General features: G+C 68.2%; 5 protein-coding genes and 1 pseudogene. 3 read left to right on the top strand and 3 right to left on the bottom strand.

Annotated elements, in window-relative coordinates:
• Positions 1–18: 18 nt before the first annotated feature.
• Together ACIQU6_RS04530 and ACIQU6_RS04525 are read right to left on the bottom strand one after the other, a co-directional pair.
• Positions 19–2385 carry a penicillin acylase family protein gene (locus ACIQU6_RS04530; RefSeq protein ID WP_403480313.1) on the bottom strand — a complete coding sequence of 789 codons (2367 nt, stop codon included), beginning with the start codon at positions 2383–2385 and terminating at the stop codon, positions 19–21.
• Positions 2386–3443: 1058 nt separating this feature from the next.
• Positions 3444–4358 carry an NAD(P)H-binding protein gene (locus ACIQU6_RS04525; protein ID WP_403480140.1) on the bottom strand — a complete coding sequence of 305 codons (915 nt, stop codon included), beginning with the start codon at positions 4356–4358 and terminating at the stop codon, positions 3444–3446.
• Positions 4359–5115: 757 nt separating this feature from the next.
• On the opposite strand from ACIQU6_RS04525, the gene ACIQU6_RS04520 reads away from it, so the two are divergent.
• The gene (locus ACIQU6_RS04520) at positions 5116–5661 is read left to right on the top strand and encodes a hypothetical protein (protein ID WP_403480139.1); all 546 of its coding nucleotides are present in this window, start codon (positions 5116–5118) and stop codon (positions 5659–5661) included.
• A gap of 56 nt (positions 5662–5717) precedes the next feature.
• On the opposite strand, the pseudogene ACIQU6_RS04515 reads toward ACIQU6_RS04520, so the two are convergent.
• Positions 5718–5873 (bottom strand): annotated as a pseudogene (locus tag ACIQU6_RS04515) (diguanylate cyclase); the annotation flags it as partial.
• Positions 5874–5980: 107 nt separating this feature from the next.
• On the opposite strand from ACIQU6_RS04515, the gene ACIQU6_RS04510 reads away from it, so the two are divergent.
• The gene (locus ACIQU6_RS04510; RefSeq protein ID WP_403480138.1) at positions 5981–6514 is read left to right on the top strand and encodes a DUF1648 domain-containing protein; all 534 of its coding nucleotides are present in this window, start codon (positions 5981–5983) and stop codon (positions 6512–6514) included.
• A gap of 494 nt (positions 6515–7008) precedes the next feature.
• A complete protein-coding gene (locus tag ACIQU6_RS04505; RefSeq protein WP_403480137.1) occupies positions 7009–7347 on the top strand; it encodes a VOC family protein in 339 nt (112 codons plus the stop codon).
• Positions 7348–7412 lie beyond the last annotated feature (65 nt).

Below are 7412 nucleotides of genomic sequence, written 5' to 3'. Positions count from 1 at the left end.
TGACATCAGCCACCTCCGCTACATGTGCGTGCGCTGCAAGCCCGAATACCGCCATGCGACGACGGTGGTCTTCCGTGCCGGATCCGCGAGGATCGCCGGCCAGGTGAACAGGCAGTCATGTGCCCTGCCCTGTGCGAACAGCCCCTGCTGGTCGGCGAAATGCGGCGAGTCCGGGTCGATGGACTCCGAGAAGGTGAGCAGTCCCTTGGCCACCGGGCCGTGCTCGGTGAACTGGACGGCCAGCAGCATGCTGGTGCCCGAGTTGACTCGGAAGCCGTCCTGCGGCGGGACCGGTTGGACGGTGGTGCCCGGCTCCGGGGTGTACTCCACGACATCGAGCGCGCCGAGTGCGTCGACGGTTCCCGGCATGGGCAGCCGCTTCCCACCCTTGAGCTGTTGCTGGACGGCGCCGAGCGGGACGTCGAGGGGAAGTCCGGAGGACTCCAACGTGTGCTGCGCGCCGAGAATCGCCGGTCCCAGCACTGCGGGGTCCGGCTTCGGGGTACCGGGGGTGTGTACCGGATCGCGCGGGTCGAACGGCGTGCCGAACAGCGGGCCCGCCGACGTCAGGGCGTCGGGAGCGACGGCCAGCACGTGCGCCATGGTCTCGCGCCACAGCACGGCCCCTCGGCTGCCGACGGAGAACCGGCCGTCCCAGTCGTCGAGTACGTGGCAGGCCTTCGCCGCCTCGACGTGCGCACGGCACAGCTCGCGCACCGGGCCGAGCAGCAGCCGGGAACTCAGCGCCTCGTTGGACAACACCGCGGACATCAACTCCCGGACGCCGAGGCGACGCTCGCGCCCCTGCCCGGAGTCGGCGAGAAGCAGGGCGTTGAACCGCGCCCTGGCGTCCAGCGCCGACCGTTGCTCCCCCAGCACGGCGGGAAAACCTTCGAGCGGCTGTCGCGGATTGGCGATCCACGGGCTGTTGTTCGCGTTGAACACATAGTCCCGGCGGGTGAGTTGCGGCCACCGGCTCGGCGGCAGCAGCCCCGGCGCGGCCGCTTGGGGGCTCATCAGCCAGTCCTGCCGGGGATCGCTGCCGTTCAGGAGGCCGATCGGGCTCGCCAGCCACGCCTGGGTCGCCGCTCGACCGAGGTAGGGAGTGCTCGCCGCGTCCCCGTACCAGGCGTTCCCCGTCCGGTCGGCGGCCAGGGTGTTCAGCCACGGCGTGCCATACCTCGCGTTCGCGGCGGCGACCTCCGCGACGCTGCGGGACCGTGCCATGTCGAGCCAGAAGTCGAGCTGACGGGTATTGCCGGCGTTCGCATCGCGGAAGGCGATGGCGCTGGTGGTGCTCCACCCGTAGCGCCGGTCCAGCGCCGAGAGATCGACGATCGGCCCGTAGTCGGTCGACCACAACGTCCTGGTGACCGTGCCGAGTCGGCCGCCAGCCAGCCTGACCTCGACCGACTCGGTGGCCGGCCGCAGCCGTTGGACGCGGTCACCTCTGCGGTAGCGCGTCGGGTCTCCCGCGACCAACTGGAGCTTGGCGAAGGTGTAACGGGCCCCCTGTGCGACCGTGTGAGTCCAGGCGACCTTCTCGTTGAAACCGATCTGGACTCCCGGCAGACCGCCGACTCCGGCACCGTAGACGTTCAACTCGCCGGGGACGGTGAGTTGGCACTCCCATAGCTGGAGCTCTCCCTGCCAGGGAAAATGCGGGTTGGCCAGCAGCGCCCCCCGGCCGGTGGTCGAGCGCTCGCCGCCGATCGCCCAGCCGTTGCTGCCCGGTACCGCACGACGGGCTCCCGGCAGCGACTGCCGGACCGAGTCGGCGACGGCAGACGGTGGTACCCGTAAGTTCCGCGGGTGCCGGGGATCGGCGGGGCGGGCGGCCGGCGGCTGTGCCACGGCGATGGCGGGCAGCACGGCCCGGCCACTGGAAACGATCGCGAGATCCTGCTCGTAGGCGAGGAGGTCCACGGCGGTGAGCGGCCCCACCCACGGCTGTCCCGCGCACCAGCCGTGCACTCCTCGCGGCCCGACCGTGGCCAAGTACCGGTTGTACCCGGCGGCGTAGCCCTCGATCATCGACCGGGCGCGGCCCGACAACGTCGGAAGGGACCGTCTCGCCCGGTCCACCAGGCGCAGGGCCCGATACCCCAGGTCCGAAGCCAGGTAGCGGTCCCCCGGTCCGGGGCCGAGCCACCGGGCGCGCTCGCCACGGACCTTGACCACCTGGTCCGCGAGGTCGCACAGCCGGTCCTGGGCGTAGGCCCAGCCCTGGCCGAACGCCACACTGCCCAGATCCGCTGCCCGAATATGAGGAATTCCATAGCTCGTTCGATAAATCTCGGCGCGGTAACCACCCCCGCTGGCCGCAAGATATCGGCCACCGGCGCGCGCCGGTGTCGCGCTCCCCAGCGCCGGTCCCGGTGTCACCACCGGCAACAGGCACGCGACGACGAACACCACGGCCGGTAAAGCCAGCGAGGCTCGGCGCCGGTGCTCACGGGCGTCAGGGATCGTGGACAGAACTCCTCGCCTCCAACAGGCACGGCCTTTCCGGAATCGCGAAAGACTTTCAGTCCGCAGCGGAACCCTCCCCACCCCAACCCGGACTGCTAGAAACTTCTACACACCGCCGCCCGCAGAAACAAGAGGACGGGAAGACCGGCTTTCGGACTCCATCCGGTCCGTGCAGGCGACAGCTTCGCCGAACAAATGAACGGCGCTCACGGCCGGAACTCCCCTCGCCACTCGCGGTTTTGAGGCTCCAGGGGAAGCAGCGCCGGATGGGAAGAGAGTAAACGAAGCACTACATCGAAAGATTAGGGCGGGATGCACTAGCGATGACCAACCCACGGACCACACGACCATGCGAACTGGCCGAAACCCCTGGCTTTACGGCCAATGTCGCCGACATATTCCAGCCAGCCCCATCGGCGGTCACCACAGCGCCGGTCAACCTCCCTCGGGGTCAACCGCCTTGATCACCACCCGAAAAGAATCCCAGCTCGCACGAACTTCCCTATTCTCTCTACGACTTGACGAAACAGTGCCACGGAATGCCGCCAAGGGAGACCCGTCAAGGGCGAACGGACCGACGGGCGGAATCGCGACGGAGAAATTTCCGGAGCAGTCAGGAATCCGTCCACGCCACTCCCGTAGTCTCAGGCCCCAGCTCAGCGGTCGATATTTTCTGCGGCTATAAGAGGGCCGGCGATCCGGCGAACGGAACACGATTCCAGGCGGCAAGCAGTCACGAAAAACGGCACACCGATGGCCTGGAGGCCGCGCTCCGCGATCAGGTCCTCGGCGGGCTTCTGATGGACGCCAGCACCACGACGCTGCGGCCCCGGGTGCTCTGCCCGGAGGGCAACTCTGCAACCATGCATCCGCTGTAAGGCACAGGACTTGGCGCAGGCCGTCCTGAGGTTGTGCAGAATTCAACGCACAGGCTTTTGCGTCAGGTAGGTATTTCGCCCGACGGAACCCGGCTAGGGCTGCAGGGCGGGGGTGTCCCTGATGAAGCTGCCGAACTCCCGCGGGGGACGCCCGAGCAGCTCGGCGACGTCGTTCGTGGCCCGGTCGTAGCGGTTCTCGCGGTGCAACCGCGCCATGGTGGCGATGTGCTCGAAGACGTGGGGTGGCAGGTCCTGTGTCCTGAGATCGCGTTCCAACCACTCCTCGTACGGCACGTCGACGTAGGTCACGGCGCGGCCCAGGGCAGTGGAGAACTCGGCAGCGATGGTCGCCATGTCGCGGGAGCGCGCCCCGGTCAGTTCGTAGACGTGCCGGGACGGCGGAGCCGGGTCGAGCAGCAGGCGTGCGACGGCGTCCGCCACATCGGCTGCGGCAACCGGCGAGGTACGGGCGGAGCCGAACGGGAGGCGGATCGTGCCGTCGCGCAGGATCGAGGCGACAGCGACCCGGGCGAAGAGCGGATTCTCCATGAACACCGTGGGCCTGACATGGACGACCGGCACGCCCGACCAGTCGAGGACGTGCTCGGCCAGCCAGTGCAGCCGTTGCTGCCGAGATTCGGCATCGCTGGTGAGGTCCATCTGCGAGACCGTCATCTGCGAGATGCTCACCAGCAGATCGAGACCATCGCCTTCCTGAGCGGCCGCAGCGACCGTCGTCGCGGCCTCCAGGTACGCGGGCGACACGCTCATTCCGAAGTAGGCCCGGCGGCAGCCCTCCAGGGCCTTCACCACGTCAGCGCCGCGTGTGAGGTCGCCGACCACCACGTCGACACCGGCCATGGCCCGCAGGTCCGAGGCCCGTTCGTCGTCGTGATGCACAAGAGCCCGGACCGGCACGCCCTTCGCATGCAGCCGGTCGAGGACCGTTCGTCCGACTCCGCCGACTCCACCACCGACGCCGGTGACAAGGATAGGACGGTCATGCATGGTGATCGCCTCCTGCCTTGCGGACCGGGGAGTCCGACCCGCTCGGAATGACTGCAAGCTATCGACTGTTTCGCTGCGCTCCTCCTGCGACGACTGTGTACCCCGCCCCGAACCTCCTCTCCCTCCACAGAGCGGAGGTGCCAGGAATCCCCGTCGGACACCGGTTTGCTCTCTCAAGCGGCGGCGCGTGCCCACTGTCGGAGGGCAGGCTGGAGGAGCCCGCAGCAATGGCTCAATTCGTGCGCACGCCAAATGAGCGAGCGCAGCACGTTCCCGGAATCGGCCACTCGGGAGAACGTCACCGTGGTGCTGGTTGATCACCAGGTGGGCCTGCTGCCGGCGTCCGTGACATCACCGTCGACGGGCTCAAGCACAATGTGTGGCGCCGGCCAAAGCTGCGACGGCACCAGGCCTCCCACTGGTCGTCACCACCGCGGTGGCCGAGAGCATGTGGGGACCGCCCCCGGAGCTGGTCGAGGCGCTGCCCGCCGGTCAGCAGATCATCGACCGCACGCGGTCAACGCCTGGCACGACAATCGCGTCCGCGAGGCCGTCGAGGCCACCGTCGCCGTCCTGGTCGGTCAGATCTCCGCGGCCTACCAGGCATAGCGGCCCGCTGCCCGGCCCTCGCTCCCGGCGCTTCCCCGTGCCAGGATCGAGGTGACGGTCGACACTGCCGTGCCGACCACGCCCCACAGGCGCGTGGCCACGCCCCACCCCGCCCCACACCGCAGGACAACACGAGGGAGGCCACGACATGACAGCCACCGACCCTGCAGCCGACGTCCCGCGCATCACCACATCACCGCGGCAGGTCACACGCTTCGACATCACCACCGAACACAGCTACCACGCTCTTCGGGCGCGATTCGAAGCCGCCGTCCCACCCGTCGACCACCAGGCCATCGCCGAACTCGTCGAACGAGGCGCCCCCTGGGAGGACTTCCTCGACCTGGCAGCCCGCAACGCCCCGCACCACTTCATGACCTACTTCAGGTGGCAGGCACAGCCGATCTTCTCCCTCGCCGGGGACAGCGCCGAGTGCACCGAATACCTCATGGGCAACCACACCATCGCCCAGCGCATGTTCCACCACCACCCCGGCGTCATGCTCCACGCACCGCTGCGCACCGTCATCTACGCCGATGCCAACCAGCGGGGTGTCGTCGCTTTCGACCGCCCCAGCGACATGTTCGCCTCCCTGCCCCACCCCGGCATCACCCGTGTGGCGCGCGAGTTGGATCGTCTCACCGGCCTCCTGCTGAGCCACCTCGACGTCCCCGTCCCCGACGACCTCACCTGACCTCCTCGCACCACCGCGCCGGGATCCCCACGCGGACAACGCCCCGCGAATGCCAGTCACCCGGGCCAGCCGGCATTCTGGATGACCTCCACGAAGTCACCGCACTGGAAGCCGGGAAGGTAGTGGGCCAGGACGTCCGCCTTGACGTTGCCGAAGGTGGTCTGCGGGCGGCCCATGATGCCGTCGGCGAAGGCACCGAGGATCCGGTTCTCACCCCTGCAATCCCATCCACAGCCACCCCACCCCAGGTCCGTATTGTCGTGCCCCTTACGGGATACCCCGCTCGCAACGAACTCGTCTCCATCGGACAATCGACCCCATGGTCTTCTCACCTCCCGTCCGGTTGTGGCTGCTTCCCAGCGCCGCGTTGCTCGCCGTGCTGGCTCTCTGGGGCGTCCTTCGCTACCCGCACCTGCCGAACCGCATACCTCGGCACATCGGCGTCAACGGAGTCGACGCCTGGACGGAGCGGTCGATAGGCAGCGCGTTCGTGTTGGTGTTCGTGTACGTCGGTGTCACGGTGCTGCTGACCGCCTGCGCCGAACTGACACTCCGGGTGACTCCGCAGGACGAACTCCCCAAGGACACGGCATCGTTCGGCAACGGGCTGACCGGAACGTCGCTCAACCGGCCCCGCACGCGTGCGTCGGCAATCCGCGCCGCTCGGGCCTTGCTGGTGCTGAACGCCTCCGTGGGAATCTCGCTCCTGGTCGGCTGCGGCGTGCTGTGGCGCTCCACCGCCAACCAAGAGGTACCCAACTGGCTGTTCGCGGCGATGCTCCTGCCGCTCCTCGCCGGGACCGGTGTGACGGTGGCGGCCGGCCTGAAGGATCGGCGCACGCCCGCGAGTTGAGCACACGGGCGGGTATGGGCGTCCTGGAGACCCGGTGTCAAAGGCCGGCCAGCGGAACCAACCACGGTTCACCGCCGCGAGGAATTCACCCTGCCCCGTAGCGAATGACCAGGGCGAATTCTCCACAGTGGGCGCAGGACTCTCAAAACCACGGTACGAAGCTGCGTGACCGCCGGCATCGACCGATCGGTGGATGGGGCGGGGGAAAGGGCTGCGCGCCGAGCAAGGCCGATGGAGAAGAGAGGCCGCCGGCCGCTGTCGATGTGAGGTAGCCGCACTGGCGAGGCGATTCTGTGGGGCCCTGTGAGGCTTGTCAGCGCAGGCGAACGGGCGAGCAGGCGGCGCGCCGGTCGACGGTGAAGCTCCGCGCCCATGGGTGAGGATGAGCGTAGGAGGAAGGCCGCGTCCCCTCTTTAGTCGGAATTCATCGCTGACCGGTTGAACCTTTCTCGGTTCCCTTCGGAACGCCCTTCCCGTTCCGTAGCGTTGATGCCATGAATGCGTACGTAGAGCGAATAAACGTGGAATGTGTCGACCCCGTGCGCCTCTGTGCCTTCTGGTCCCAGATCCTGTCCGGCGAGTCGGCTGCCTCTGAGGGCCAACCGGTGGCGGTCACGTCCGTCGGCCCGGTCGCGATGTCCTTCTTCCGGAGGCGCTTTGCCGCCGGCACCCGCTCCTGTGTGGACATAGCGGTGGATTACCTGGAGTTGGCCGTGGTCCGCGCCGTCGGGCTGGGTGGGACGCCGGTCGGCGGCATCGATCGCAGCGGGGAACGGCCGTTGCAGGTCATGAAGGACCCCGAAGGCAACGTCTTCCGCTTCCTTGCCCGATGACCGGCGGCCTGTCGCTGCGGCAGCTGGAATACCTGACGGCGGTGGCGGACGAGGGGCGCCTGACG

The organism is Streptomyces sp. NPDC090442 (assembly GCF_044769405.1).
GTDB lineage: Bacteria > Actinomycetota > Actinomycetes > Streptomycetales > Streptomycetaceae > Streptomyces.
This window is presented reverse-complemented; position numbering and strand designations above follow the sequence as displayed.

Excerpts from the sequence above, each read along its gene's own strand:
- ACIQU6_RS04525 (WP_403480140.1), bottom strand. The coding sequence starts at position 4,358 with ATGCATGACCGTCCTATCCTTGTCACCGGCGTCGGTGGTGGAGTCGGC.
- ACIQU6_RS04520 (WP_403480139.1), top strand. The coding sequence starts at position 5,116 with ATGACAGCCACCGACCCTGCAGCCGACGTCCCGCGCATCACCACATCA.
- ACIQU6_RS04510 (WP_403480138.1), top strand. The coding sequence starts at position 5,981 with ATGGTCTTCTCACCTCCCGTCCGGTTGTGGCTGCTTCCCAGCGCCGCG.
- ACIQU6_RS04505 (WP_403480137.1), top strand. The coding sequence starts at position 7,009 with ATGAATGCGTACGTAGAGCGAATAAACGTGGAATGTGTCGACCCCGTG.